Raw genomic sequence first — 25061 nt, forward strand, 5'->3', positions numbered from 1 at the left:
TCAGCGGGCCCGCAATTGCCTGCGCGACAGCGCACGCGCAAGGGCGGGCCCGGCAATCAACACCAGCAGGAACCGCGCGATCTGCATCGCCATGACGAAGGGTACATCGACCTGCGTGCCCGCCGCGATGATCGCCACCGAATCCGCGCCTCCGGGACTGGTGGCGAGATAGGCGGTGACGGGTTCGATCCCGGCGAAATGAACCAGCGCCATCGCGAAGCCCGCGCAGAGCGCGATCAGCGCAAGGATCGACCCGACGATAAGCGGCAACAGCCGCGCCGTATGCCGCAGCACCTCGCGGGAAAAGCGCATCCCGATCCCCCAGCCGACAATCGCATAGCTGAGCGCGAGCACCGTCTGCGGAAGCGTGATCTCGACGAAGCCCAGCGCGCCGAAGATCAATCCGCCCGCCAGCGGGAGCAGGAGCCCGCCGCCGGGGATCTTCAGTTTCAGCCCGAGAAAGGCCATGCCGATTCCCAGCGCGAGGCTCTTGGCGACCTCGATCATCGCGCCTGCATCGGGTTGGGCGCTCATTGCGGCAACGCTTCCGGGCTGTGCCACGCCGAAGAGCCGCACCACGGCGGTTGCGGCAATCGCGCAGCAGGCGACGCGGGTATATTGCATCACCGCCACCAGCCGCATATCGGCGCCGAAATCGTCCGACATCAGCGTCATCACGGTCGCGGCTCCCGGCGACGAACCCCAGATCGCGGTCGTCCCCGGCAGACTGCCCGAGCGCGCCATGGCCCAGCCCAGCGCCGAAGCGCCGAGCACGGTCGAGAGTGTTCCGACCAGGAAGATCGGCCAGTCACGGACAATCTCGGGCAGGATGGAGGCGGGCAGCTTCGAGGCGATCATCACGCCGACCACCCCTTGCGCCGCCACGAATGCGGCCCGCGGAAGCTTCACGGAACCGCCGCTCGAGGCGAGCGCGATCGCCACCGCCATCGGACCAAGCAGAAAGGCGGCGGAAAGATGGACCGCACCCAGAAGCGCGGCGAGAAACACCGATCCTGCAAGCAACACCGCCCAGCGCAGCGTTTGCGGCCAGCGCGCGGGATCAAAGGCGAAGGGTCTGGGATCGGGCATGCTGGCTCGCGCAGGCGGAACTTCTGCATCGTCACGAGCAGATCGCGCCCGCGCCGTCAAGCATCCGCACCGCGCAGATGGGTGTGCAAGCGCCCGCCCGTCCACAAGCCTTTGCAACCGCACAACCGCCCCCATTCGCAATTGACGCCTCTTCCTGCGCCATCCGCGCCCGAGAACCCCGACGAGAATGCAGGTTTTCTTGTCTCGGGGCCGTGAATTGAATTGAACTATCCGGTAAAATGGCCACCTTGAGCACAGTCCCGCCGCCACGAGCGGGCAAGTTACATGGGAGGAACGGATGTTTCACAACATCAAGCTCGGCGCGCTGGTCGCCGGGGCCATCGCTTTCAGCGCACCTGTCGCTCACGCAGAGAACTTCATCAACATCCTGACCGGGGGCACCTCGGGCGTCTACTATCCGCTCGGCGTCGCGATTTCGGAAGTCTACGGTCAGAACATGGAAGGCGCGCGCGTTCAGGTGCAGTCGACCAAGGCGTCGGTCGAGAACCTCAACCTGCTCCAGCAGGGCCGGGGTGAGCTGGCCTTCGCGCTGGGGGATTCGGTGAAGGACGCATGGGAAGGCAACCCCGAAGCGGGCTTCAAGGCACCGCTGGGCAAGCTGCGCGCGATCGCGGCGATCTATCCGAACTTCATCCAGATCGCGGCGCTGAAGGATGCCGAAGCCACCACGATCACCGATCTGAAGGGCAAGAGCCTGTCGGTCGGCGCGGCGAAGTCGGGCACGGAACTCAACGCCCGCAAGATCTTTGCCGCCGCGGGCATGAGCTATGACGATATGGGCAAGGTCGAATACCTGCCGTTCTCGGAATCGGTCGAGTTGATGAAGAACCGCCAGCTCGACGCGACCTTCCAGTCCTCGGGTCTGGGCAATGCTGCGCTGAAGGATCTTTCGACCACGCAGGCCGTGACCTTCGTCGCGATCCCCGCCGATATCGCCGAGAAACTGGGCGCGCCCTACAAGGCTGGCGTGATCCCCGCGGGCACCTATCCGAACCAGGATGCCGATGTGCCCACGGTGGCGATCACCAATATCCTCGTCACCCGCGAGGGCGTCTCTGACGAAGAAGCCTACCAGATGACGAAGTTGATCTTCGAACATCTCGACACCCTCAAGGCGGCCCATTCGGCGGCCGGTGGCATCTCGCTTGAGGATGCGGTGAAGGGTCTGCCGATCCCGCTGCATCCGGGCGCGGAGCGCTACTACAAGGAAATGGGCGTTCTGCAATAAGCCCGCGTAAAGACGGGACCGGGGCGACGCGCAACGACGGGTCGCCCCTTGATATTTGAGGGAGAAGAAAATGACCGACATGAGCAAGGAGGCAGAGGTCGATGCCGTCATGCACGACCCGCTGGCCGATGGTTTCCCCCATAGCCGCGAGGGGCGCGTTCTGTTCTGGCTCGCCGTGGCGTTCTCGGTCTGGCAGATCGCCTTCGCCGCCCATGTGATCAGCCCCTCGAGCCAGATCGCCCGCGCGGTCCATGTGGGCTTCCTGCTGGCCCTCGGTTTTCCGCTTCTCTCCATAGCGAAGGGCTTCGGCCCGCTCGGGCGCACGTTCGCCTACCTTCTCGCTGCGGGCGGCGTCGCCGTCGCGGCCTATCAATGGATCGAATACACGCCGCTTCTGCTGCGCGCGGGCGATCCGAACACGCTCGATCTGGTCATGGGCGTGCTGCTGCTGATCACCGTCTTCACCGCCGCATGGATGCTGATGGGCCCGGCTCTGCCGATCATCGCGGGGACGTTCTTCCTCTACGCAATGTTCGGCCAATACCTGCCCTCTCCGCTCAACCATCGCGGCTATGCCTTCGAGCAGGTAATCGAGCAGATGAGCTATGGCACGGAAGGGATCTACGGCATCCCGACCTATGTGTCGGCAACCTATATCTTTCTCTTCATCCTGTTCGGCGCCTTCCTCGAGAAGGCCGGGATGATCAAGCTGTTCACCGATGTCTCGCTTGGCATGGTCGGCCACAAGATGGGCGGGGCGGCGAAGGTCTCGGTCCTCTCCTCGGGGCTGATGGGGACGATCTCGGGCTCGGGCGTGGCGAATGTCGTCACCACCGGACAATTCACCATCCCGCTGATGAAGAGCTTCGGCTACCGTCCGGCCTTCGCGGGCGGGGTCGAGGCTACCGCCTCGATGGGCGGACAGATCATGCCGCCGGTCATGGGGGCCGTCGCCTTCATCATGGCCGAGACGCTGGGCGTCGATTACGTCGAGGTGGTGAAAGCCGCGCTGATCCCGGCGATCCTCTATTTCGCGGGCGCCTTCTGGATGGTCCATCTCGAAGCGGGCAAGCGCAACCTGCGCGGCCTTGCCAAATCCGAGCTGCCCTCGCCGCGCAAGGCGCTCAAGGAGAGCTGGTATCTGCTGCTGCCGCTCGCGGTACTCGTGTTCCTTCTGTTCTCGGGCTACACGCCACTTTTCGCCGGAACGGTCGGCCTGTCGCTGACGGGCCTGCTGATCCTCGGTGGTTCGGTCGCGCTGGGGCTGCCCAACACCGTGATCCGGTCGATCTTCTGGATCATTCTCGCTCTGGTCGCCGCGGCGTTCTTCGAGGTCGGGATCTGGGCCGTGCTCGCCGCGCTGGCCGTGCTGGTCGCGATCAATGCCTTCTCCAAGGGCGGCCGCGAAACGCTGGCGATCTGCCGTGACAGCCTTGCCGATGGCGCGCGCACCGCACTGCCCGTGGGGATCGCCTGCGCGCTGGTCGGCGTGATCATCGGCGTGATGACCCTGACGGGTGCCGCCACGACCTTCGGCCAGTTCATCGTGGGCGTCGGCAAGTCGAGCCTGTTCCTGTCTCTGATCCTGACGATGATCACCTGTATCGTGCTGGGGATGGGGATCCCGACGATCCCGAACTACATCATCACCTCCTCGATCGCGGGGCCTGCGCTTCTCGATCTCGGCGTGCCGCTGATCGTGAGCCACATGTTCGTCTTCTACTTCGGCATCCTTGCGGATCTGACACCACCCGTCGCGCTTGCCTGTTTCGCCGCCGCCCCGATTGCCAGGGAGAGCGGCCTGAAAATCAGCTTCGAGGCAATCAAGGTCGCCGCGGCCGGGTTCGTGGTGCCGTTCATGGCCGTCTATACGCCTGCGCTGATGTTGCAGGATGGCGGGCCGCTCGCGGGTTCGATCGGCTACTGGCCAGCGGTGGCCTATGTCGTGATCAAGGCGCTGCTCGCACTCTCGCTCTGGGGTGTGGCGGTGATCGGCTGGCTCGGGCGCCCGCTGGCGCTTTGGGAACGTGCGCTCGGCATGATCGCGGGCTTCACCCTGATCGCGGCGCTGCCGCTTACCGATGAAATCGGCTTCGCGCTGGTCGCGCTCTTCGCCGTGACGCTCTGGCTGCGGCGCGAGAAGGCGGCGGCGTGAGCGCGAGCTGCCTCATGGTCGGCGCGGTGATGATCGCGCTGGCCCCAAGCGGCCAGTTCTCCCTCGAATGGACCCATTCGGTCGAGAAGGAGGGCTGGCGCGAGCATTGGCAGGTCACCGATCACGGCACGCTGCGGCTCGTCGGGGCCGCGGTGAAGGGATCGGGCGCGGGGATGGAGCCCGGCCCGGGCGGTCATTTCGAGAACGGCTGGTGGGTCTGGAAAGCCGACGGCCCCGAAGTGCCCGAGTTGGAACTCGCGGCCTCCGGCGCGACCGTCTCGGGCTGGACACTTTGTATGAAGGATTGTCAGACGCTCGGCGTGACGCCCGAGGCGCCGATCCGCATCGCGCCCTGCCCCACGAGTGGCAACTGACGTCTCTCAGAAGGTGGGTGGGGTCGCGGCGCTGACGATCACGCAGCGCGTTTGCGCCACGTTGCGAAACCTATGCGGTAAGCGGCTGTCGAAGAGATAGGCGTCGCCGGCTCGCAACAGCTCTGTCGTCTCGCCCACGGTCAGCAGCATCTCGCCCTCTATGACGAACCCGCCCTCCTCGCCCTCGTGGCTATAGGCTTCCTCGCCCGTATCGGCCCCGGGCTCATAGGTCTCGTAAAGCAACAGCAGGTTCGTCTGCCCCTGCTTCCCCCATCGTTTGAGCGAGAGCGCCTTGAGCGCCTCCGCCCCCGCAGACCGATAGATGCGACCAGGGTTGATTTCGGTCAGCTCGCCGTGGCGGAATACGAATTTCCCCGGCTCCGGGGGCGCACCGCTGTCGAAGAACTCTGCCAGCGTCATGCCGAGAATCTCGAGGATCTTGCGCAGCGAGGTGATCGAGGGCGAAGTCTTGTTGCGCTCGATCAGCGACACCAGACCGTTCGTCACGCCTGCCCGCTGCGCCAGTTCGCGCTGCGAAAGGCCGCTCTCCTCGCGGATCGTCTTCAATCGGGAGCCGACATCGAAATCACTCAAATCACAATCCTCTCGCGCCCTTGTTCTACGGGCGTGCGCATGTGCTGACAATGACCCTAGCCTGTTTAACACCGTTTAACAAACTAAACGTTGCGAGGTCAGATATTAAACGCTAGCGTGCGGCGCATATCCTGATTCTCCGCCAACATGCGAGGCTCCCCATGACCACGAATACCGAGCTCGAAACCCGCCGCGCCGCGGCCCTGGCCCGTGGGGTCGGCGTGCAAACCCAGAATTTTGCGGTCTCGGCCGAGAACGCGACGGTCACGGATGCCGATGGCAACGAACTGATCGACTTCGCCGCCGGGATCGCGGTGGTGAACACCGGCCACCGCCATCCGAAAGTGATCGAGGCGGTCAAAGCACAGCTCGACGCCTTCACCCACACCTGCCATCAGGTTCTCCCCTATGAGCCCTATGTGCGCCTCGCCGAGCGTCTCAATGAGAAGACGCCGGGCGATTTCGCGAAGAAGTCGATCTTCGTGACCACCGGCGCCGAGTCGGTCGAGAACGCGATCAAGATCGCGCGCGCCTATACCGGCCGCAACGCGGTCATCGCCTTTGGCGGCGCCTTCCACGGCCGGACCTTCATGACGATGACGCTCACCGGCAAGGTCGCGCCCTACAAGGCTGGTTTCGGCCAGATGATGCCCGACATCTACCACGTCCCCTTCCCGAACGCGCTGCATGACGTGTCGACCGATGACAGCTTCGCCGCGATGGAGAGCCTGTTCAAAACCGATCTCGACCCTTCGCGCCTCGCCGCGGTGATCTTCGAGCCGGTGCAGGGCGAAGGCGGCTTCAACCCCGCCCCGCATGATTTCGTCAAGCGCCTGCGCGCCTTCTGCGACGAGCATGGCATCGTGATGATCGCCGACGAGGTGCAGACCGGTTTCGCGCGCACCGGCACCCTCTTCGCAATGCACGCCTATGGCGTAGCGGCGGACATCACCACGATGGCGAAAGGTCTGGGCGGCGGTCTGCCGATCGCGGCCGTGACCGGCAAGGCCGAGGTCATGGACGCGGCCAACCCGGGCGGTCTGGGCGGCACCTATGGCGGCAACCCGCTGGGCGTCGCGGCCGGGAACGCGGTGCTCGACGTGATCGAGGAAGAGGACCTGTGTTCGCGCGCCAACGAGCTCGGCTCGCGCCTCAAGCAACGCCTGGAAGCGATCCGCGCCACCATGCCCGAGATCGCCGAGATCCGCGGACCCGGCTTCATGGTCGCGATCGAGCTGATGTCGGACGGCAAGCCTGATGCAGCCCTCACCCAGCGCATCCGCGTCGAGGCGCTCAACCGCGGCCTGCTGCTCCTGACCTGCGGCGTCTATGGCAACGTGATCCGCTTCCTCGCGCCGATCACCATCCCCGACGAGCAGATGGCCAAGGCCCTCGACATCCTCGAAGAGGCGATGGCTGCGGCGAAGGAGGCCTGAGAATGTTGAAGCTGAAAGACCCGAGCCTTCTGGAGACACGCGCCTATGTGAATGGCGCGTGGATCGAGACCGGCAAGACTTTCGACGTGAACGATCCGGCCACCGGGGAACTGGTGGCCAAGGTCACCGATCTGGGCGTGGATGAGACCCGCGCCGCGATCGAGGCGGCCTATGCGGCGAAACCCGCCTGGGCCGCGCTGACCGGCAAGGAGCGCGCGGGCTACCTGCGCAAATGGTTCGACTTGATGATGGCGAACCAGGACGACCTCGCCGCGATCCTGACCGCCGAGATGGGCAAGCCGCTGGCCGAGGCCAAGGGCGAGATCGCCTATGGCGCCTCCTTCATCGAGTGGTTCGCCGAAGAGGCCAAGCGCGTTTACGGCGACGTGATCCCCGGCCACCAGCGCGACAAGCGCATCATCGTGCTCAAACAGCCGGTGGGTGTCGTGGGCTCGATCACGCCGTGGAACTTCCCCAACGCGATGATCGCGCGCAAGGTCGCCCCGGCGCTGGCCGTGGGCTGCACTTTCGTCGGGCGCCCGTCGGAATTCACGCCGCTCTCGGCGCTCGCGATGGCGGTGCTGGCCGAACGCGCGGGCATCCCGGCGGGCGTGGTGAACATCATCCCGGGCCTCGATGCGGCGGCCATGGGCGAGGAGCTTTGCGCCAACCCCAAGGTCGCGAAGATCACCTTCACCGGCTCCACCCGCGTCGGCAAACTGCTGATGAAGCAGGGCTCCGAGACGGTGAAGAAGATCAGCCTCGAGCTTGGCGGCAACGCGCCCTTCATCGTCTTTGACGATGCCGATCTCGATGCCGCCGTCGAAGGTGCGCTGATCGCGAAGTTCCGCAATAACGGGCAGACCTGCGTTTGCGCGAACCGGATCTACGTGCAGGCGGGCGTCTATGACGCGTTCGCGGCGAAGCTCGCGGCGAAGCTCGGCACGCTGAAACTCGGCAACGGGTTCGACGAGGGCGTCACCACCGGCCCGCTGATCAACGCCGCGGCGCTGGCAAAGGTCGAGGATCACATCGCGGATGCCACCGCGAAAGGCGCCGAGATCGCGACGGGCGGGCACCGTTCGAACCTCGGCCGCACCTTCTTCGAGCCGACGATCCTCACCGGCGTCACGCAAGCGATGAAGGTCGCGCGCGAGGAAACCTTCGGGCCGCTCGCGCCGCTGGTGAAATTCGAGCACGAGGCCGATGCGGTCGCGATGGCGAATGACACCGAGTTCGGTCTGGCGGGCTATTTCTACTCGCGTGATCTCGCCCGCGTCTGGCGCGTGGCCGAGGCGATGGAAACCGGCATCGTCGGCGTGAACACCGGCATCATCTCGACCGAGGTCGCCCCGTTTGGCGGCATCAAGCAATCGGGGCTCGGCCGCGAAGGCTCGAAATACGGCGCCGACGATTTCCTCGAGATCAAATACATGTGCCTCGGCGGGATCGAGTGATCGATCCGCTGGCTTGAAGGCTTGGGAGGGGCTGGCGATTGCCGGCCCTTTTCGTTTCGGGAACAGCGGCGGCCCTTCGCGCCTTACCCGCGCGCAATCGTCAGGGTCACGCGCAGCCCCCGCGCGCCTTGCGCAAAACTCAGGCTGCCCCCATGCGCCTCGGCCACGGTCGCGGCGATGGTCAGGCCCAACCCATGGCCAGAGACCTGCGCCTCCTGCGGACCACGCTCGAACGGTGCGGTCAGCGCGGCCATCACCTCAGGGCGCGTCTCGCCGCCCTCGTCTTCCACCACGATCTGCGCGCGCTGCGCATCCGCCTCTAGGCTGACATGCGCGCGCCGTCCGTATTTCAGCGCATTGTCGATCAGGTTCGAGATCGCGCGCTGCAAGGCCATCGGGCGCGCGGTTACGAGGATCTGCCGCTCGGACAGCTCCCCATGGCCCACCCGCGAGGAAAACAGCGAACGCGCGCCTTCCGTGCGCACCGGTTCGATCGGGCGCAGCTCGACCGGCTGCCCCGCGTCGCGGTAGTCATCGACGAGGGCCTCGACCAGCGCAGTCAGGCTCAGCTTGCGGGGCGTCTCGACGTTCAGCTCGGAGCGGGTATAGGCGAGCACCCCGTCGATCATCTCGGTCATGCGCTCGATATCGGCGGCAAAACGGTTGCGCAGCACCTCGTCTTCGATCAGCGCCGCCCGCAAGCGCAGGCGCGTCGCTGGCGATCCCAGATCGTGGCTCACCCCGGAGAGCACCATCAGCCGCTTTGACAGCCGCTGGCGCTCACGGTCGAGATACAGGTTCACCGCCTCGACGATGGCGGCAAGCTCGGCCGGACCCTCGCGTTCGTAAGCATCGGGCCCGCCGCGCAACTGGCGATCGTGCAATTGGCTCGCGAAATCGCTGAAGCGATGCGCGATGCGGCTGGCGCTCGCCAGCAGCGCGAGCAACGCAAACCCGCCCAGCGCCATCGCCGCGATGCGCCTGTCGCGCGGCACCGCCTGACAGCTCCAGAGCGCCGAGCCGTCAAGCCGATACCATGTCCCCCCAGAGCTGCGCAGCACCACCAGCGGATCGCCGCAATAGGTCGAGAGAAGCCGGACGATCTGGCCCAACATCTCCTGCGCGGCCATCTCGGGTCCGGTCGTCAAACGCCCCACCGGATAGCTCAGATCGGAGGAAACCGCCTCGATCACCAGCTGCGGCATGTTGGTGCCGCTCGGATGCAGCCCCGTGACCGGAATATGGGTCAGCAGGGCGGGCCGCGGCGCGTCGGACAAAGAGATGAACTGCGCTTTTTCGGCCAGCTCGGCATCGGGCTTCGTCAGAGGGTAGGCTTGCAAGTCCTTCGGCATCGTCGAGCCGGTCTCGATTGCGGCATACAAGAGCTGCCCGTCGCGATCGGCGTGCAAGAGATGTTCGCGCCAGGCGCCCTGGCTGTCGAACCAGAGCCATGCCGCCGCCACACCGGCGAGAAAGGCTCCCGCGATCCAGAAGGCCGCCATCGCGCGCAGGCTGGGATGGGGCAGCGCCCTCATGTCTCCTCGCGCGTCACGTCGCAGGCGAAGACATACCCCGTGCCGCGTTCCGTCCGCAGCATCTGCGGCGCTTTCGGATTGCGTTCGATCTTCGAGCGCAGCCGCCCCACAAGCACGTCGATCGCCCGTCCGCCGGCGTCGGTCTCGGGGTGATCGCTCAGGGCTGCGGCAATCTCTTCGCGGGTGAGCGGGATATGGGGATTGGCCAGCAACACTTTCAGGAGCGCCGTCTCCCGGCTCGAGAGCATCACCTGATAGCCGTCCGGCGCGATCACCTCGTCGCGCTTGCCGTCATAGCGCCACCCGCCGAAATGCCAGACGCTCGTGGCGCGGCGATAGCTCAGCGAAGGCGACCGGCGCACCCGGCGCAGCACCGCCTTGACCCGCGCGATCAGAAGTTCGGGGTTGAAGGGTTTAGCGATGTAATCATCTGCGCCGACCTCGTAGCCCGCCATGCGCTGATGATCGGCCGAGAGCGCCGAGACGAGGATGATCGGCACATCTTCCTCCGAGCGCAGCCGCGCGCAGATCTCGATCCCGTTCTCATCGGCAAGCATCACGTCGAGCAGGATCAGATCGACGCGGTTCTCCGCCAGATGGGCGTTGATCTCGGCCTCGCTCGTGGCCGGATGCGCGATGAAACCGTGGCGTTGAAAATAGGTCACCATCATCATGCGCATCTCGGAATCGTCATCGACGATCAGGAGCCGGGGAATCGTCATTCCTGTCCCTTCCTTGCGCGCAGCCCGGAATGGCGCCGCCGAAAAACCCGGAATTGGTAACAGCTTGTAACAAACCCGACAAGAATCTCATGCCGCAGCGCAGAGACCTGGCGGTAACGGGATTGCGACCGGAAAATCGTTTTGCAGAATGTCCGCGTTACCGCGCCTCTGGAGGGAGGCGCAGACATCGGGAGGAAAATCGATGACCAAGATGACTGCATTCGCAGCCCTGTCCGCATTTGCGCTGACCGCGGGCAGCGCGTTCGCCGAACCGAAGGCGGAGGTTCTGCACTGGTGGACTTCGGGCGGCGAAGCGAAAGCCGTGGCCGTGCTCCAGCAGGAATTCGCCCAGCGCGGCGGCACCTGGACCGACATGCCGGTCGCCGGGGGCGGTGGCGATGCCGCGATGAGCGCCCTGCGCGCCCGCGTTCTGTCGGGCAACGCCCCGACCGCGGTTCAGCTCAAGGGCCCCGCGATTCAGGAGTGGTATGAAGAAGGCGTCCTCGCCGATATCTCGGATGTCGCCGAAGAACAGCACTGGGCCGACGTTCTGCCCGCGCGTATCGCCGATCACATGAAATGCGACGGCCATTGGTGCGCGGCACCCGTCAATGTGCACCGCGTGAACTGGGTCTGGGCAAACAAGGCGATCCTCGACGCCAACGGCATCGAGATGCCCAAGACCTGGGAAGAGTTCAACGCCGCCGCCGAGAAGCTGAAAGCTGCTGGCATCACACCGCTCGCGCATGGCGGTCAGGCCTGGCAGGACGCGACCGTGTTCGAGACCGTCGTGCTCGGGCTCGGCGGGCCGGAATTCTACCACAAGGCACTGGTCGAGCTCGATCAGGACGCGCTGAAATCGGACACGATGAAAGCGGTCTTCGACGAGATGCGCACGCTGCGCGGCTATGTCGATGACAACTTCTCGGGCCGTGACTGGAACCTCGCGACTGCGATGGTGATGAATGGCGAGGCCGCGTTCCAGATCATGGGCGACTGGGCGAAAGGCGAATTCCTCGCCGCGGGCAAGACCCCGGGCGCCGATTTCGTCTGCGCGCCGACCCCGGGCGATGCCGGTTTCCTTTACAACGTGGACAGCTTCGCGATGTTCAAGGTCGATGGCGCCGGCAAACAGGAAGGCCAGAAGATCCTGGCCGAGCTGATCGTCGGTCCCTCCTTCCAGGAGACCTTCAACCTGAACAAGGGCTCGATCCCGGTGCGTACCGACGTGTCGCTCGACAAGTTCGACGATTGCGCGAAGATGTCGGCTGCCGACATGAAGGCCGATGGCGAGAACGGCTCGCTGTTGCCGTCCTACGCCCATGGCATGGCGCTGCGTGGCGCTCAGGCCGGTGCGATCACCGATGTCGTCACCGCGCATTTCAACTCGGACATGTCGTCGGAAGAGGCCGTGCAGCAGCTGGCCACCGCCGTCGCCAACTCGATGTAATCGCCTGATTACGCCCTTCCGCCCGGTCTCTGCACCCGCAGGGCCGGGCGGTCCCCATCTAGGACAAATCCCATGACCGACTGGCTTTCCCGCCATGTCCCAAAGATCGTATTGGCGCCGACCTTCGTGGCCGTGCTCCTCTTCGTCTACGGTTTCATCGCCTGGACGGCCTGGGTTTCGTTGACGCGCTCCAAGCTTTTGCCGCGCTACGAAATCGACGGGCTGATCCAATACGAGCGGCTGTTCGCCAGCCCGCGCTGGGACACCGCACTTTCCAATCTCTTCGTCTTCGGCGCGCTCTTCATCGGGATCTCGATGATCCTCGGGCTGATGCTGGCGATCTTCCTCGATCAGAAGATCCGCATCGAGGGCGCGCTGCGTACGATCTACCTCTACCCGATGGCGCTCTCGATGATCGTCACCGGCACCGCCTGGAAATGGATCCTGAACCCCGGGCTCGGCATTCAAGCGATGGTGCAGGGCTGGGGCTTCGAGAGCTTCACCTTCGACTGGCTGATCAATCCCGACATGGCGCTCTATGCGATCGTGATGGCCGCGGTCTGGCAGGCCTCGGGCTTCGTGATGGCGCTGTTTCTTGCGGGGCTGCGCTCGGTCGATGGAGAAATCATCAAGGCCGCGCAGGTGGACGGCATCCCGACCTGGCGCGTCTATACCGCGATCATCATTCCCTCGATGGCGCCGATTTTCCTGTCGGCCTTCATCGTGCTCGCCCATCTCGCGATCAAGAGCTTCGACCTCGTCATCGCGCTGACCGGCGGCGGTCCGGGCTACGCGACCGACCTGCCCGCGACCTACATGTATGCGATGGCGTTCTCGCGCGGGGATCTGGGCCAGGCGGCTTCCTCGGCGATGATCATGATGCTCGTCGTCTTCACGATCGTGGTTCCCTATCTCTACTCCGAATTGAGGGCGAAGAATGACTGACGCGACCCTGACCCAAACCGGGCGCGAGCCACGGTCGGCCGGCGCGCTGATCGGCCGCCGCCTGCTGCGCTGGGGGCTCTATGCGCTCCTGTGCCTCTTCGCGCTCTATTACCTGCTGCCGCTTTTCGTGATGCTGACCACCTCGCTCAAATCGCTCGAGGAGATCCGCACCGGAAGCCTCGTGGCCTTACCGCGCGAGGTCACCTTCGACGCCTGGGGCAAGGCTTGGAGCGGCGCCTGCACCGGCATCCAGTGCGAGGGGCTGCGCCCGTTCTTCTGGAACTCGGTGATGATGGCGGTGCCGGGCGTGCTGCTCTCGACGCTGATCGGCGCATTGAACGGCTATATCTTCGCGCAATGGCGGTTCCGCGGCGCGAACCTGTTCTTCGCGTTCCTGCTCTTTGGCTGCTTCATCCCCTTCCAGGTGGTGCTGCTGCCGATGGCGCGGATGCTGGGGATCTTCGGACTTGCGGGGACCATCCCGGGGTTGATCTTCGTGCACACGATCTACGGGCTCGGCTTCACCACGCTGTTCTTCCGCAACTACTACGTGACGATCCCGCATGAGCTGGTGCGCGCGGCCAAGATCGACGGGGCGGGCTTTTTCCGCATCTTCTGGTCGATCTTCCTGCCGCTCTCGCTGCCGATCGCGGTTGTCACGATCATCTGGCAATTCACCCAGATCTGGAACGACTTCCTCTTCGGCGTCTCGTTCAGCTCGGCCGGATCGCAACCGATCACCGTCGCGCTCAACAACATCGTCAACTCGACCACCGGCGTGAAGGAATACAACGTCGACATGGCCGCAGCGATCATCGCGGGCCTGCCGACGCTCTTCGTCTACATCGTCGCCGGGAAATACTTCATCCGCGGGCTGACCGCCGGTTCCGTGAAAGGCTGATCTCATGGCACCCATTCTCGACATCAAGCATCTCTACAAGAACTACGGTTCGACCGAGATCCTGAAGGATATCAACGTCACCATCGAAAAGGGCGATTTCCTCGTTCTGGTCGGCCCTTCGGGCTGCGGGAAATCGACCCTGCTCAACTGCATTGCGGGGCTTGAGGAAATCACCTCGGGCAGCATCGAGATCGACGGGCGCGACATGACCCATGTCAGCCCGAAGGATCGCGACATCGCGATGGTGTTCCAGTCCTACGCACTCTATCCGACGATGTCGGTGGCTAAGAACATCACCTTCGGGATGAAGGTGCGTGGCATCCCGCAAGAGGAACAGGATCGCAAACTCTCCGAGGTTGCCAAGCAATTGCAGATCGAGCAGCTCCTCAAGCGCCGCCCCGGCCAGCTCTCGGGCGGGCAGCGCCAGCGCGTCGCGATGGGGCGTGCTCTGGTCCGCGATCCGGCGCTGTTCCTGTTCGACGAACCGCTCTCGAACCTCGACGCAAAGCTGCGCGTCGAGATGCGCTCGGAGATCAAGAAACTCCATCACCGGCTTGGCGCCTCGATGGTCTATGTGACCCATGACCAGATCGAGGCGATGACGCTGGCGACGAAAATCGTGGTGATGAAGGGCGGCGTGATCCAGCAGATCGGCACGCCCTCGGAGATCTACAATCACCCAGCGAATACCTTCGTCGCGGATTTCATGGGCAGCCCGCCGATGAACCTGATCCCGGCGCGCGCGCATAGCGAGGGCAATGGCACCAAGCTCGAGATCGACCGCGAAGGTCTCGAGCCGATCTTCCTCAACGTGCCGCGCAAGGATCTTCCGGGTGAGGTCGTAGTGGGCGTGCGCCCCGAGGATCTGGCCGAGGCCGGGTATCGTTCGGGCGACACCGTGCAGCGCGCAGCGATCCGGGTGGACATGGTCGAGCCCGCCGGCGCCGATACGTTCGTGACGACCCATATGGGTGGCAAGATGATCACCGCGCGGCTTCACGCCGAGACCGTCGCCCATCCCGGAGAGATGCTCGATCTCGAGTTCGATCTCGAGAAGGTCACCTTCTTCGAACCCGCCTCCGGTCAGCGCATCTGAGCGTATAAACGACATGAAACGGCCGGACCCGCGAGGGCCCGGCCGTTTTTCTTTGCGCGGATCGACGTCGCGGCTGTCCCGCTCAGAGCTTTGCCGTGGTCACATAACGAAGGGCACGGGCGACTTGCTCGGGCGTGCGAGCCACCGCGCTGGCGGCCGCGTCGACCTCCTTGAGCGCGTGGTCGTGTTCGGGCGGTTGCAGCACGATGATCGGCTTGCCCAGCGCGGCCGCATAGCCCGCATCGAAGGCGGCGTTCCATTGCTTGTATTTCTCGCCGAAGCAAACCACGAGAACGTCGCAGCGCTCGATGCCGGTACGGATGCGGATCGAGTTGAGCGACGCCCCCTTGCGGTCGTGCCAGAACTTGTCTTCCTCGGCGCCTAAAATCTCGACCCCGCAATCATCCGAGGCCGCGTGATCGGTGACCGGGCCGGACCAGTCGATCTCAAGCCCCTCACAGGCCGCAATCACGGCCTCGCGCCAATCGGTGTGAATCTCGCCTGCGAGGTAAACACTCAGTCTCATCTCAACTCCCTTGTTTCGACCAGCTCGGGATCGGGCAGCGCACAAGTGACGCCACGGCCAGCCATGTCGAGGCCGGAGTCTCGACCATGGAGCTGGCCTTGGCAAGTTGCACCGCGCGCCCCGCGTCCCGGTTCAGCCGATCCGGGTGATCCGTGCGGGCAGCCCCTGACGCACCGCCGTACCCGAGACCGGATCGACCCAGACGCCCGCTTTCTCGCGGGTGGGATCGACGAGGCCCAGATCGTTGAGCAACACACCCGCCGCAAGGCGCGGATCACCGGGCACGGTCGTCGCGTCGATTGTGATGTCGCGCGCACCGAAGCCGCGATGGCCAAAGCCATGCTCGATCGCCACGGTGTCGGGCGCGAGCCCGTCGCGCACCACGGCCACGCTTTCGAGCGTGCCGCCCGGCGTCGTCAGCCGCACCATGTCGCCGGTCGAGATCCCATGCGCCTCGGCCAAGGCTCGCCCCACCGCGACGGGGTTCGAGGCCACGATGCGCAGCAGCGCCGTCGCGCCCACCGAATAGGAATTCTGAAGCGGCGACTTGTAGCTGATCACCTTCACCGGCCAATCGGCATCGGGGTAATGATCGGCCACTTTCGAGCCATCCGCGAACTGCGCCTCGCGCCAGGCGGGCGTGCCGGGCATGTGCTTGCCGTTGATCGACTGGCGGAAGCTGCCGAGCCCTTCGTTCCAGATCAGCATCGGCTCGGAGAAGGCATAGGTCGCGCGATCGCCATCATAGCTGCGCTCGATCGGCTCGTAGCGCCCGCCCTTGGCGAAGATGGTCGCGGCCTTGCGCCATTCATCAGGTTTCAGAACGGCTTGCAGATCCTCGACGATCCGGGCGACGTTCGACAGCGCGATATCCTCGTCGCTCGCATCCGCGACCGGCGTCTTGCCGATCATCGCGACATTGGCCGCCCCGCGCAGATACCAGTCCTCGGCACGGTTGAGCGGGTGCAGATTGCCCTCGGAATCCGGGATCGCGTGATCGCCGAAACCGGGCAGGCCCATTGCCTTGGCGGTCGCGATCAGGAAGGTCTCCAGCCCGACGCGCTCCCCTTCGGCATTCTTCTCCATCTTAGGCTCGATCACCGGCCAGCGCGCGCAGGTCGCCTTGGTGGCCACGCCGCCCCAGGGTTTGGTGAAGCCCCAGGTCTCGTACATCACCGAATCCGGCACGATGTAATCCGCGATCGCCGAGCTTTCATTGATGAACGGGTCGATCGAGATGATCAGCGGCACGACCTGCGGATCTTTCAGCTTCTCGACCAGGGGTGCGATGCCGGGGATCCCGTAGATCGGGTTGGTATTGCGCAAGATCAGCGCCTCGGCGCCGTAGGGGTAATGATTGACGATCGAGCTGATCCACTCGGTCGCGAGCCCCGGCGCGTTGGGATACCAGGGCGCATCCGCCGGGAAGGGCTTGCCTGCCGCTTTCTTGGCTTTGAACTCGCTGGTTTTCTCATAAGGAACGTTGCGCCCGATCGGCAAGCCCTTGGCCTGCACCGCCCCCGGGAAAGACGCTAGATCATAGGCGGGCCCCTTGTTGTCGGGGAACCAGCCGCCCGCGATCATCGTGCCACCCTTCCAGTTCAGGTTGCCGATCAGCGTGTTGAGCATGGTGAGCGCATAGGCGTTGTAGAAGCCCGAGCCGGTCATCATCCCGCCATGGCTGTTCACCGCCGCCTTGCGGCCATGGCTGGTGAACTCGCGCGCAAGACCCACGATGGTCTCGACCGGGATGCCGCAGGCTTCTGAATAGGCCTTGATGTTTTGCGAATAGGCTTCGTCGCGCACCGCACTCAGCGCAGTCTTGACCGCGACCGGCCCGCCGGAGGTCTCGACCACGCCGTCGAAATAGAGCGGCGCGGCCGAGGCGCCGGCCGGGATAGGACCGGCCTCGGACGCGACGAGGAAAGGATCGGCCTCCGAATAGGGTCCGTCCTCGACAGCCAACCCGATATCAGAGCCGCGCAGCATGCGGCCGAAACGGGGATGGACCTCGTCCACGATCACCAGGTGGGTGGCGTTGGTCCAGTTTGCCTCGCCCGCGGCGTTGGCGGCGGCCTGACTGGGCTGGGCCAGATAGGCGGCGTTGATCCGGTCGTTCTCGAACATCCAGCGCATCATCGCCATCGCCAGCGCGCCATCGGTGCCCGGCTTGATCGGCACCCAGCGCGACCGCTCGCCCGAAGGGCCGTTCTGCGCGTTGTTGAGCACCGGATCGACGACGACATAGCTCAGATCGCCATCCGAGCGGGCCTTGGCAACCAGCGTCCCGATCCGCTTGAACGGGTTGCCCGCATTGCCCGGCGCGGTGCCTGCGAAGATGATGAACTCGGCATTCGAGAAGTCGGGCTTGGCATGGGGCATTTTCTTGAAATCGCCAAAGAGCGCCCCCGAGCCCGACCGATACGCCCCGCCGCAATAAGAGCCGTGCCGGGTGAAGTTGTTCGACCCGAAGCTCTGCTTGAGCCAGCGCAGCACCAGATTGTCGCGCCCGTCATCGACGCAGTTCATCAGCGCCAGCCCGTTGGCGCGGGGACCAAGCTCGGGCGCGCCTTCCTTGATCGGCGTCTCGAGATCGCGGATCTCGCGCAGACCCGCCACGCGCCCTTCGCCGAAGAGATCTCCTCCCTCGACGACCTCCGCCACGAGTTGCTCGAAGCTGATCGTCTGCCATTGGCCAGAGCCACGCGGCCCGACCCTCTTGAGCGGCTTGAGCACCCGGCGCGGATTGTCGACCTGCTGTAGTACCGCGTTGCCCCGCCCGCAGGCGGTGGAGCGACTGGTGAGCCCCTGTCCCTTGCCTGCCTGCGCCATCGCCGCGAAGCTCTCGGCGACCGAGGCCGTATAGGGAATGAAGGGATCGGTCGACATCGGCGAATAGGGGTTGCCCGCGACGCGCAGAACCTTGTTGGCCTTCTTGTCCACCCGCACCCGCACCCCGCACATCGTCGTGCAGCCGATGCACATCGTGTAGCTGATCGCCTGATCGGGATTGAGCTCGACATCGCCGGTCTCGGGATCGACCCGGTATTCGGCGGGGATCGAATTTCCGGTCAGATGCTCGTTGCGCGGCACCTCGCCGGCCCATTTCCCCTTTGTGATCTTCTTCACCGTTTCGGCATAGCCCGCGCCGAAGGTGGCGAGCCCCGCGGTCGCGGCGGCTCCTTTGAGGATATTGCGACGGTTGGTCATGATTGAAACTCCTCAGACAGAACGGGCCGGACGGGGGGCGCAATGGCTGCGCTCGGGCAGCCCGGCCTCGGTCCAGGGAAGGAAGGTCGTGTAGACGACGAGCAGGAAGACCCAGAGCCCGAAGGTGCCGATCACCCCCATCAGCCCCGCGACCCCGGTGGGCAGCAGCGCGTCATAGAGACCCGAACCGACTTTCGGCACCGCCTGTCCGCCCATGAAGACGGTCCAGCGGAACATCCAGGCCGCATGGATCGCGATCAGCCCCGTCGCCCAGCCGGTATGGCGCGGAGCGATCAGGCCGAGCAGGAGCGGCACCGCGATCGCCGCTGCGCCCCAGAACGCGATCTCTTTCCAGATCGTGAAGCCCGCTACCGAGGCGAGAGCCTGCGAATGGGCGGGCGAAAGCCCCGATTTCGCGACCGTGAGCCAGATCGCGCCAAGGCCCGCCACCACGCAGAGGGCGAAGACAAGCCGGCGATTGAGTGCGGCCTCGAGCGCGCCGTCGCGGCTCAACATCCGCTCGAGCACCAGCATCACACCCAGAGCGCCGACGAACCCGGTCGCCGCGAACTGAAGCGGCAGGAGCGGCGTGTTCCACAAGGGTCGGGCGCGCACGACCATCACCTCGACCCCGGTATAGGTCAGGATCCCGAGCGCGGCGACGCCGGCAAGCCCGCCCAGCAAAGGCGCGAAACCATTCGACGGGCCGCCAAGGCTCAGCCAACGGAAGAGCCAAGCGAAGCGCCAGTTTTCCTGGCCCATCGCGAAGAAGGCGGGACGATGCAGCGCCCAGGCGAAGCCCAGCGTGAAGACGACATAGGAGGGAACGATCCAGGCGCCCCAAGCCATCCACGAGCTGGTGTGGGTGTAGACGAAGAACTCCCAGAAGCGTGCGGGCTGGTGCAGGTCGGCGAGAAGCGCGATCGGCGCGGTAATCCCGGTCGTGACCGCTGTCATCAGCGCCAGCCGCGCGCGCGGCAGGGCCTCTTCGCGCCCGAAGGCAAAGCCCGGCAGCGCCATCAGGAGCGCAGTCGCCGAGATCGCGATCAGGAAGAAATATTGCACGGCCCAAGGCAGCCACGCCGCCTCATGCACCGCTCCGACGAGTTCATGAACTTGCACGTCCATCTCAGTGAGCCTCCCCGTGGTCGGCCATTTCGGGATGATAGGCAGCCTCGCCCGCAACCCGACCTTCGAGAACCTCGTCGAGGCCGATGTAATAGACATTGGGATTGGTATGCATCTCGGGGCGCAGCACCGAGACCTCGTTTTCCGTGAGCATCTTCGAGACCTCGCTTTCAGGGTCGTTCAGATCGCCGAAATTGCGTGCCCCGCCGACGCAGGTTTCCACACAGGCCGGCAACAGCCCAGCCTGGGTGCGGTGGAAGCAGAAGGTGCATTTATCCGCGACCTGCGTTTCGTGATTAATGAAGCGCGCGTCGTAGGGGCAGGCCTGCACGCAATAGGCACAGCCGACACATTTCGACGCATCGACCAGAACCTCGCCGTTCTCGGCCTTGAAGGTCGCCTCGACCGGACAGACCGGCAGACAGGGCGGGTCGTCGCAATGGTTGCAAAGACGTGGTAGCATCACCATCGCCGGATCCTGCCCGTCCTTTACGAGTTCGTAGACCGAAACATGGGTGCGGAAAGCGTCCTCGGGGACGGCATTTTCCATGATGCAGGCGACGGTGCAGGCCTGGCAGCCGATGCATTTGCGCAGGTCGACAACCATGCCCCAATGCGCGACATGGCCTTCTGCAGTTGCGGCCTCGGCGGCGCCTGCGGCACCGGCCACGGAGGCCGCGGCACCGATGGTCACCTTGCCGATGGCGCTCAGAAAGCCGCGGCGGGTCGTATCCATTGGGCTGATCCTTTCTGATTGGCTCAACCCGGATCTTACGCCCGCCCCCCTCGCGCGCGGTATCGGAGGAAACCCCGCCCCCCTGGGGGTTAACCCCTAGGTTTCAGCCCATCCCGCCGCGACAAGCAGTCGCACCAGATCGGCCGCGCTGCCCGCACCCATCTTGTCCATGACGTTGTGGCGATGGTTCTCGACGGTCTTCAGGCTGATCCCCAGATCCGCCGCGATCTGCTTGTTCTGCCGCCCTGCGAGCACGGCGCGCGCCACCTCTGCCTCGCGTGCGGTCAGACTGGCGACCCGACTGACGAGCTGCGCGCGTTCGCGCCCGGTTGCGGCGCGCTCACGGCTGAGCGCAAGCGCTTCGTTGATCCGTTCGACCAGAGCCATGCCATTCACGGGTTTCTGGAAGAAATCCATCGCGCCCGCGCGCATCGCCCGTACAGCCATCGGGACATCGCCATGACCGGTGATCATGATGACCGGAAGCGGGCAGTCACGCCGACCCAGCTCATCGAGCAGTTCGAGCCCGGTCATGCCCGGCATTCTGACATCGGCCAGGATGCAGCCCACCACCTGCTCGTCCAGATGCCCGAGCAGATCGGCTGCGCTGGCATGACCCCGGGTTTCGAGACCGAGCGAGGAGAGCAGAAAGCCCAGGCCCTCGCGGGCCGCCCGGTCGTCATCGACGATATGGATGATCGCATCCCCGCTCATTCCAGTTCCTCTACCGGCAGCCAGATCGCCACGCGCAGCCCGATGCCATCCTCGGGCGTCTGGGCACGCATCGTGCCGCCATGCGCCTCGACGATCGAGTGACTCAAGGCGAGCCCCAGCCCGATCCCTTCGCTCTTGGTGGTATAGAAGGCCTCGGCGAAGTGGTCCATCGCGGCCCCGGACATCCCGTGACCGTGATCGCGCACCGACACGCAGACACCCTCGCCCTCGGACGAATCGCGCGCAGGTTCGGCACGGATCGTGATGCGGCGCGCCTCGGGAGCGGTTTCGGACATCGCGTCGATGGCGTTCTGGATGAGATTCAGCACCACCTGGGTCAACTGCACCTTGTCGCCCGAGATCACCGGCAGATCCGGCGGGCAGTGCAGATCGACGACGACGCCTGCGCGATGCACCGCAGCATCGAAGAGTGCTGCGCACTCGTCCAGCAAGTCGCAGATCTCGACCGGAGCACGCTGGCTTTCGCGCTTGCGTACGAAGGCGCGGATCCGCTGGATCACGGTCGCTGCACGATTGGCTTGCGCGGCGATTTCGCTCGAGGCGGTCTCCATGTCGCTGGTCGTGAAATTCCCCGTCTTGAGCCGCAACAGGCAACCTTGCGCGTAGTTGGAAATCGCGCTGAGGGGCTGGTTGAGCTCGTGGGCGATCGAGGAGGCCATCTCGCCGAGGATCGACAGCCGCGCGACGTGGTCGAGCTCACGCCGGTGTTGCCGGTCAGCTTCCTCGGCGCGCTGGCGTTCGGCCATCTCGAGCTTGAGCTGGGCATTGGCCTGATCGAGCGCCCGAGTGCGCCGCCGCACCAGCGTCTCGATCCGCACGGAATAGAGAGCCCAGAACGCCAGAGCCGCCGCGAGTGCAATCAGCCAGTCGCGATAATCGGCGATGAATTCGCGAATGGAAACCGGGCCGGTGCGAACATAGGGGCCGATCTGGAGCTTGCGCATCAACTCGTGAACCGGCTGGTAATCGAGCGGAACGGTCCACAGGTTTCCCTGCCGGATCTGCAAAAGCGCCACGGCGACCTGCTTGGCCAGCTCTGGCGAAGTCGCGCGCGTCTTCGCGAAGGGCCAGCCCGGATAGACGGGGCTCGAGACCGCGCAATCGGTGCCCTCCACACTGCGCTGCGCGAATGCATGAAGTGCTCCGTAGCGGGCGCGATCCTCAGCCTGCAATTCCTCGAGCATGCAGGCGCGCAGCACCGCCGCGTCCGCGGTCCCATCCAGCACAGCCTGCGCCGCGCGCTGCATCGGATACCCCGTCACCACAAGTTCCACCTTGCCCGGCAAACCGCGATCCGTGTCGGCCATCTCCGACCAGATCAGCTGGAAGCCGCCAAAGGCTTCGGGAGCCACGATCGCGAGCCGCTTCCCCGCAAGATCACCGATCCCCGTCATGTCCTCGCGCGCCACCAGCGTCGAGGCCACAGGCTGGTCCCCTTCGGCAGTCGCGACCCGGCTGATGTGATAGCGATATTCCAGCTCGGCATAGTTGCCCGGATTGGTGATCACGAAATCGAGATCCCCCGCGGCGAGCGCCGCATCGAGCTGGTGAATGTCGAGCGCGACGAGGCGCACCTCGTGATCGGGCAACGCCGCAGCAAGCGCCTTTTCGGTTGGCGCCCAATGCGCAAGCGAATGCTCCGAACCGAGGTAGTCGAGCACGCCGACTCGCAACGGCGTCTCGGCCAAAGCCTCGTCGGCCACCAAGAGAAGGCCGAGAACCAACGCCATCCAGCGAAAGATGAGCGGCCCGCGAAAGCGGACGCGCGCGGTATTATGCACTCAGCCACCCCGCGAGCCGGTCGGGATCAGGCAAGCCACCCGCATGCACTAGCTTGCCATCGACGGAAATCCCCGGCGTCGACATCACGCCCGCAAGCGCGATCGCCTTTGGATCGGAGACCTTTTCGACCTCGACGTCGATACCCAGCGTCGCAGCCGCCTGCTTCACCATCTCGGCGGTCGTCTCGCAACGCTTGCAGCCCGGGCCATAGACTTTGACGGTTTTCATTTCGCGTTCCTTTCAGAACATAAGGTTGAACAGGTAGCCGACAGCGAGAATGCCGCTTGCGACCACGCCGATGAACACCGCAATGAGGCGCAAGGTCAGCACCTGCTTGAGGATGATCATCTCGGGGAGGCTAAGTGCGATCACACTCATCATGAAGGCAAGCACCGTGCCGAGCGCCGCGCCCTTGCCGAGAAGCGCCTCGACGATCGGGATCACGCCTGCGGCATTGGTGTACATCGGGACGCCCATCAGGACCGCGGCCGGAACCGACCACCAGGCATCGGCCCCCATGATCCGCACCATCAGGTCTTGCGGCACGTAGCCGTGGATCAGCGCACCCATCGCGATCCCGAGCACGATCCAGATCCAGACCTTCGCGAAAATCTCTCGGACAGCCTGGATCCCCAGCCGATAGCGATCAACCATGCTCAGGCGCTCGTCTTCGAGGCCTTCAGGCACCTGGGCTCCGGAGTGAATGTCACGCACCCAATCCTGCAACCAACCCTCAAGGCGCAACTTCCCGATCACGAAACCTGCAATGATCGCGATCGCGAGGCCGAAGACGAGATAGGTCAGCGCAACTTGCCACCCCACCAGCCCGAAGAGGAGCACCAGCGCGACCTCGTTCACCATCGGCGCCGCGATCAGGAAGGAGAAAGTCACGCCAAGAGGCACGCCTGCGGAGATGAACCCGATGAACAGCGGGACGGCCGAGCAGGAACAGAACGGCGTCAAGACACCGAGCCCCGCCGAGAGTATATTGCCGACCCCCTCGCGCTTGCCCGAGAGCAAGGCACGGGTTTTCTCGGGAGAGAAGAAACTGCGCACGATCCCCATCGCAAAGACGATGAGCGTCAGCAGCATCATCACCTTTGGAACGTCGTACAAGAAAAACGCGATCGCCTCTCCCGCATGGCTATGGCGGGCGACCGGCATAAGCGAGGTGAGCCAGTCCGACAGTGCGAGCAACTCATGATAAAGCCACCACCAGGACGTGACGAACGCCGCGACGCCGATATGCCAAAGCCAGTCCCCGCGCAGAGGTGCCTGCGGATGATCCGTCATTCCCGTGCTCATGCCGCACTCCTGTCATTTGCGGGGCCGACCGAGAGGACAGCCGTCAAAACCACCCGAATATCTGCAGGCATCTCGTCATTAAGCCGGTAGCGCACCCATTGCCGGTCGCGGCGATCGGTGACCAATCCGGCGTCCTTGAGAACGCGCATATGTCGCGACATCCGGCTTTGCGTCGCCCCGATCCTCTCCATCAACTCGCAAACGCAATGCTCGCGTTCATCAAGAAGCAACCGCATCGCCTCGAGACGGGTCGGTTCGGCCAGAGCAGAGAGAACGGATAACAACATGCCACCACCCTTCCGGATCATGCAGCTCGAATATGCGCATAACCGCATATCCCAGGCCGGTGCGCTTTGATCCAAATCATCGGATGGATGAAAATGGTGGAAAAACCCTCGTTCTCGGGCGGAGCTTACAGATGTCGAATTCGGGATAGTGTGAGGAGGGAATCTTCGCTGAATCGGCACCTCTTCATCGCCTGTCTCCTCGTCTGGAGAACAGGCTAACCTCAAAACGAGGACATTTCAGGGGAGCAGGTCAGTGTCAATTCCGCGCCGCGTGCTTCCAGCGGAGGAATCCGAATGCAAAAAGCGCCCCTTGGGGCGCCATCGAACTGTATTTCATAAGATTTGGTTG

General features: G+C 64.6%; 22 protein-coding genes. 9 read left to right on the top strand and 13 right to left on the bottom strand.

What is annotated here, in order from left to right; all coding sequences use genetic code 11:
- Window positions 1–1089 (bottom strand): AbrB family transcriptional regulator, encoded by a 1089-nt coding sequence (locus tag BMG00_RS14210; protein ID WP_078574774.1) that lies wholly within the window; start codon window positions 1087–1089, stop codon window positions 1–3.
- Window positions 1090–1387: 298 nt separating this feature from the next.
- On the opposite strand from BMG00_RS14210, the gene BMG00_RS14215 reads away from it, so the two are divergent.
- The 3 genes from BMG00_RS14215 to BMG00_RS14225 all read left to right on the top strand — a co-directional run bounded on the left by BMG00_RS14215 (window position 1388) and on the right by BMG00_RS14225 (window position 4867).
- Window positions 1388–2338, top strand: a complete 951-nt coding sequence (locus tag BMG00_RS14215; protein WP_078529082.1) for a TAXI family TRAP transporter solute-binding subunit — start codon at window positions 1388–1390, stop codon at window positions 2336–2338.
- Between the two features lie 79 nt (window positions 2339–2417).
- On the top strand, window positions 2418–4493 hold the full coding sequence (locus tag BMG00_RS14220; RefSeq protein WP_425444013.1) for a TRAP transporter permease: 2076 nt from the start codon (window positions 2418–2420) through the stop codon (window positions 4491–4493).
- A complete protein-coding gene (locus BMG00_RS14225) occupies window positions 4490–4867 on the top strand; it encodes a DUF1850 domain-containing protein (RefSeq protein WP_245795042.1) in 378 nt (125 codons plus the stop codon). The genes BMG00_RS14220 and BMG00_RS14225 overlap by 4 nt, the downstream gene beginning before the upstream one ends.
- A gap of 6 nt (window positions 4868–4873) precedes the next feature.
- On the opposite strand, the gene BMG00_RS14230 is transcribed toward BMG00_RS14225, so the two are convergent.
- Window positions 4874–5461 carry a cupin domain-containing protein gene (locus BMG00_RS14230; RefSeq protein ID WP_078529076.1) on the bottom strand — a complete coding sequence of 196 codons (588 nt, stop codon included), beginning with the start codon at window positions 5459–5461 and terminating at the stop codon, window positions 4874–4876.
- A gap of 161 nt (window positions 5462–5622) precedes the next feature.
- On the opposite strand from BMG00_RS14230, the gene BMG00_RS14235 reads away from it, so the two are divergent.
- The gene (locus tag BMG00_RS14235; protein WP_078574777.1) at window positions 5623–6897 is read left to right on the top strand and encodes a 4-aminobutyrate--2-oxoglutarate transaminase; all 1275 of its coding nucleotides are present in this window, start codon (window positions 5623–5625) and stop codon (window positions 6895–6897) included.
- A 2-nt stretch (window positions 6898–6899) separates the two neighbouring features.
- The gene (locus BMG00_RS14240; RefSeq protein WP_078574778.1) at window positions 6900–8354 is read left to right on the top strand and encodes an NAD-dependent succinate-semialdehyde dehydrogenase; all 1455 of its coding nucleotides are present in this window, start codon (window positions 6900–6902) and stop codon (window positions 8352–8354) included.
- A gap of 83 nt (window positions 8355–8437) precedes the next feature.
- Here BMG00_RS14240 and BMG00_RS14245 read toward each other — a convergent pair whose 3' ends face one another.
- Window positions 8438–9889, bottom strand: coding sequence for a sensor histidine kinase (locus BMG00_RS14245; protein ID WP_078574779.1), 1452 nt, complete (start codon window positions 9887–9889; stop codon window positions 8438–8440).
- Window positions 9886–10611: a response regulator transcription factor gene (locus BMG00_RS14250; protein WP_078574780.1), complete on the bottom strand. Its 726-nt coding sequence runs from the start codon at window positions 10609–10611 to the stop codon at window positions 9886–9888. Before BMG00_RS14250 ends, BMG00_RS14245 begins: the two co-directional genes overlap by 4 nt.
- Window positions 10612–10813: 202 nt before the next feature.
- Between BMG00_RS14250 and BMG00_RS14255 the strand changes: the two genes are divergently transcribed.
- The 4 genes from BMG00_RS14255 to BMG00_RS14270 all read left to right on the top strand — a co-directional run bounded on the left by BMG00_RS14255 (window position 10814) and on the right by BMG00_RS14270 (window position 15003).
- Complete coding sequence (locus BMG00_RS14255; RefSeq protein WP_078529066.1) at window positions 10814–12061, top strand: ABC transporter substrate-binding protein; 1248 nt, start codon at window positions 10814–10816, stop codon at window positions 12059–12061.
- A 72-nt stretch (window positions 12062–12133) separates the two neighbouring features.
- The gene (locus BMG00_RS14260; protein ID WP_078574781.1) at window positions 12134–13006 is read left to right on the top strand and encodes a carbohydrate ABC transporter permease; all 873 of its coding nucleotides are present in this window, start codon (window positions 12134–12136) and stop codon (window positions 13004–13006) included.
- A complete protein-coding gene (locus BMG00_RS14265) occupies window positions 12999–13907 on the top strand; it encodes a carbohydrate ABC transporter permease (protein WP_038076548.1) in 909 nt (302 codons plus the stop codon). The genes BMG00_RS14260 and BMG00_RS14265 overlap by 8 nt, the downstream gene beginning before the upstream one ends.
- A 4-nt stretch (window positions 13908–13911) precedes the next feature.
- Entirely contained in the window at window positions 13912–15003 is a 1092-nt protein-coding gene (locus tag BMG00_RS14270) for an ABC transporter ATP-binding protein (RefSeq protein WP_078574782.1), read from the top strand.
- An 82-nt stretch (window positions 15004–15085) separates the two neighbouring features.
- On the opposite strand, the gene BMG00_RS14275 is transcribed toward BMG00_RS14270, so the two are convergent.
- The 9 genes from BMG00_RS14275 to BMG00_RS14315 all read right to left on the bottom strand — a co-directional run bounded on the left by BMG00_RS14275 (window position 15086) and on the right by BMG00_RS14315 (window position 24712).
- Entirely contained in the window at window positions 15086–15529 is a 444-nt protein-coding gene (locus BMG00_RS14275) for a YtoQ family protein (protein ID WP_078574783.1), read from the bottom strand.
- A 132-nt stretch (window positions 15530–15661) separates the two neighbouring features.
- A complete protein-coding gene (locus tag BMG00_RS14280; protein WP_078574784.1) occupies window positions 15662–18739 on the bottom strand; it encodes a molybdopterin dinucleotide binding domain-containing protein in 3078 nt (1025 codons plus the stop codon).
- A gap of 12 nt (window positions 18740–18751) precedes the next feature.
- Window positions 18752–19867, bottom strand: a complete 1116-nt coding sequence (gene nrfD / locus BMG00_RS14285) for an NrfD/PsrC family molybdoenzyme membrane anchor subunit (RefSeq protein WP_078574785.1) — start codon at window positions 19865–19867, stop codon at window positions 18752–18754.
- 1 nt (window position 19868) lies between these two features.
- Complete coding sequence (gene dsrO / locus BMG00_RS14290) at window positions 19869–20603, bottom strand: sulfate reduction electron transfer complex DsrMKJOP subunit DsrO (RefSeq protein WP_078574786.1); 735 nt, start codon at window positions 20601–20603, stop codon at window positions 19869–19871.
- A gap of 96 nt (window positions 20604–20699) precedes the next feature.
- Window positions 20700–21317, bottom strand: coding sequence for a response regulator transcription factor (locus BMG00_RS14295; RefSeq protein ID WP_078574787.1), 618 nt, complete (start codon window positions 21315–21317; stop codon window positions 20700–20702).
- Complete coding sequence (locus BMG00_RS14300) at window positions 21314–23119, bottom strand: sensor histidine kinase (RefSeq protein WP_078574788.1); 1806 nt, start codon at window positions 23117–23119, stop codon at window positions 21314–21316. Before BMG00_RS14300 ends, BMG00_RS14295 begins: the two co-directional genes overlap by 4 nt.
- The gene (locus tag BMG00_RS14305) at window positions 23112–23348 is read right to left on the bottom strand and encodes a thioredoxin family protein (protein WP_078529048.1); all 237 of its coding nucleotides are present in this window, start codon (window positions 23346–23348) and stop codon (window positions 23112–23114) included. Before BMG00_RS14305 ends, BMG00_RS14300 begins: the two co-directional genes overlap by 8 nt.
- 12 nt (window positions 23349–23360) lie before the next feature.
- Complete coding sequence (locus tag BMG00_RS14310) at window positions 23361–24425, bottom strand: permease (protein WP_078574789.1); 1065 nt, start codon at window positions 24423–24425, stop codon at window positions 23361–23363.
- Window positions 24422–24712 (bottom strand): ArsR/SmtB family transcription factor, encoded by a 291-nt coding sequence (locus tag BMG00_RS14315; RefSeq protein WP_078574790.1) that lies wholly within the window; start codon window positions 24710–24712, stop codon window positions 24422–24424. The genes BMG00_RS14310 and BMG00_RS14315 overlap by 4 nt, the downstream gene beginning before the upstream one ends.
- Between the last annotated feature and the right edge of the window lie 349 nt (window positions 24713–25061).

The sequence above is a fragment of the Thioclava marina genome, assembly GCF_002020135.1.
Taxonomy (GTDB): Bacteria; Pseudomonadota; Alphaproteobacteria; order Rhodobacterales; family Rhodobacteraceae; genus Thioclava; species Thioclava marina.

Bases quoted from the DNA above. Each gene is read 5' to 3' on its own strand.
- BMG00_RS14280 (WP_078574784.1), bottom strand. From the start codon at position 18,739: ATGACCAACCGTCGCAATATCCTCAAAGGAGCCGCCGCGACCGCGGGG.
- BMG00_RS14270 (WP_078574782.1), top strand. From the start codon at position 13,912: ATGGCACCCATTCTCGACATCAAGCATCTCTACAAGAACTACGGTTCG.
- BMG00_RS14210 (WP_078574774.1), bottom strand. From the start codon at position 1,089: ATGCCCGATCCCAGACCCTTCGCCTTTGATCCCGCGCGCTGGCCGCAA.
- BMG00_RS14275 (WP_078574783.1), bottom strand. From the start codon at position 15,529: ATGAGACTGAGTGTTTACCTCGCAGGCGAGATTCACACCGATTGGCGC.
- BMG00_RS14295 (WP_078574787.1), bottom strand. From the start codon at position 21,317: ATGAGCGGGGATGCGATCATCCATATCGTCGATGACGACCGGGCGGCC.
- dsrO (WP_078574786.1), bottom strand. From the start codon at position 20,603: ATGGATACGACCCGCCGCGGCTTTCTGAGCGCCATCGGCAAGGTGACC.
- BMG00_RS14310 (WP_078574789.1), bottom strand. From the start codon at position 24,425: ATGAGCACGGGAATGACGGATCATCCGCAGGCACCTCTGCGCGGGGAC.
- BMG00_RS14220 (WP_425444013.1), top strand. From the start codon at position 2,418: ATGAGCAAGGAGGCAGAGGTCGATGCCGTCATGCACGACCCGCTGGCC.
- BMG00_RS14215 (WP_078529082.1), top strand. From the start codon at position 1,388: ATGTTTCACAACATCAAGCTCGGCGCGCTGGTCGCCGGGGCCATCGCT.
- BMG00_RS14305 (WP_078529048.1), bottom strand. From the start codon at position 23,348: ATGAAAACCGTCAAAGTCTATGGCCCGGGCTGCAAGCGTTGCGAGACG.
- BMG00_RS14255 (WP_078529066.1), top strand. From the start codon at position 10,814: ATGACCAAGATGACTGCATTCGCAGCCCTGTCCGCATTTGCGCTGACC.
- BMG00_RS14315 (WP_078574790.1), bottom strand. From the start codon at position 24,712: ATGTTGTTATCCGTTCTCTCTGCTCTGGCCGAACCGACCCGTCTCGAG.
- BMG00_RS14260 (WP_078574781.1), top strand. From the start codon at position 12,134: ATGACCGACTGGCTTTCCCGCCATGTCCCAAAGATCGTATTGGCGCCG.
- nrfD (WP_078574785.1), bottom strand. From the start codon at position 19,867: ATGGACGTGCAAGTTCATGAACTCGTCGGAGCGGTGCATGAGGCGGCG.
- BMG00_RS14250 (WP_078574780.1), bottom strand. From the start codon at position 10,611: ATGACGATTCCCCGGCTCCTGATCGTCGATGACGATTCCGAGATGCGC.
- BMG00_RS14235 (WP_078574777.1), top strand. From the start codon at position 5,623: ATGACCACGAATACCGAGCTCGAAACCCGCCGCGCCGCGGCCCTGGCC.
- BMG00_RS14245 (WP_078574779.1), bottom strand. From the start codon at position 9,889: ATGAGGGCGCTGCCCCATCCCAGCCTGCGCGCGATGGCGGCCTTCTGG.
- BMG00_RS14265 (WP_038076548.1), top strand. From the start codon at position 12,999: ATGACTGACGCGACCCTGACCCAAACCGGGCGCGAGCCACGGTCGGCC.
- BMG00_RS14240 (WP_078574778.1), top strand. From the start codon at position 6,900: ATGTTGAAGCTGAAAGACCCGAGCCTTCTGGAGACACGCGCCTATGTG.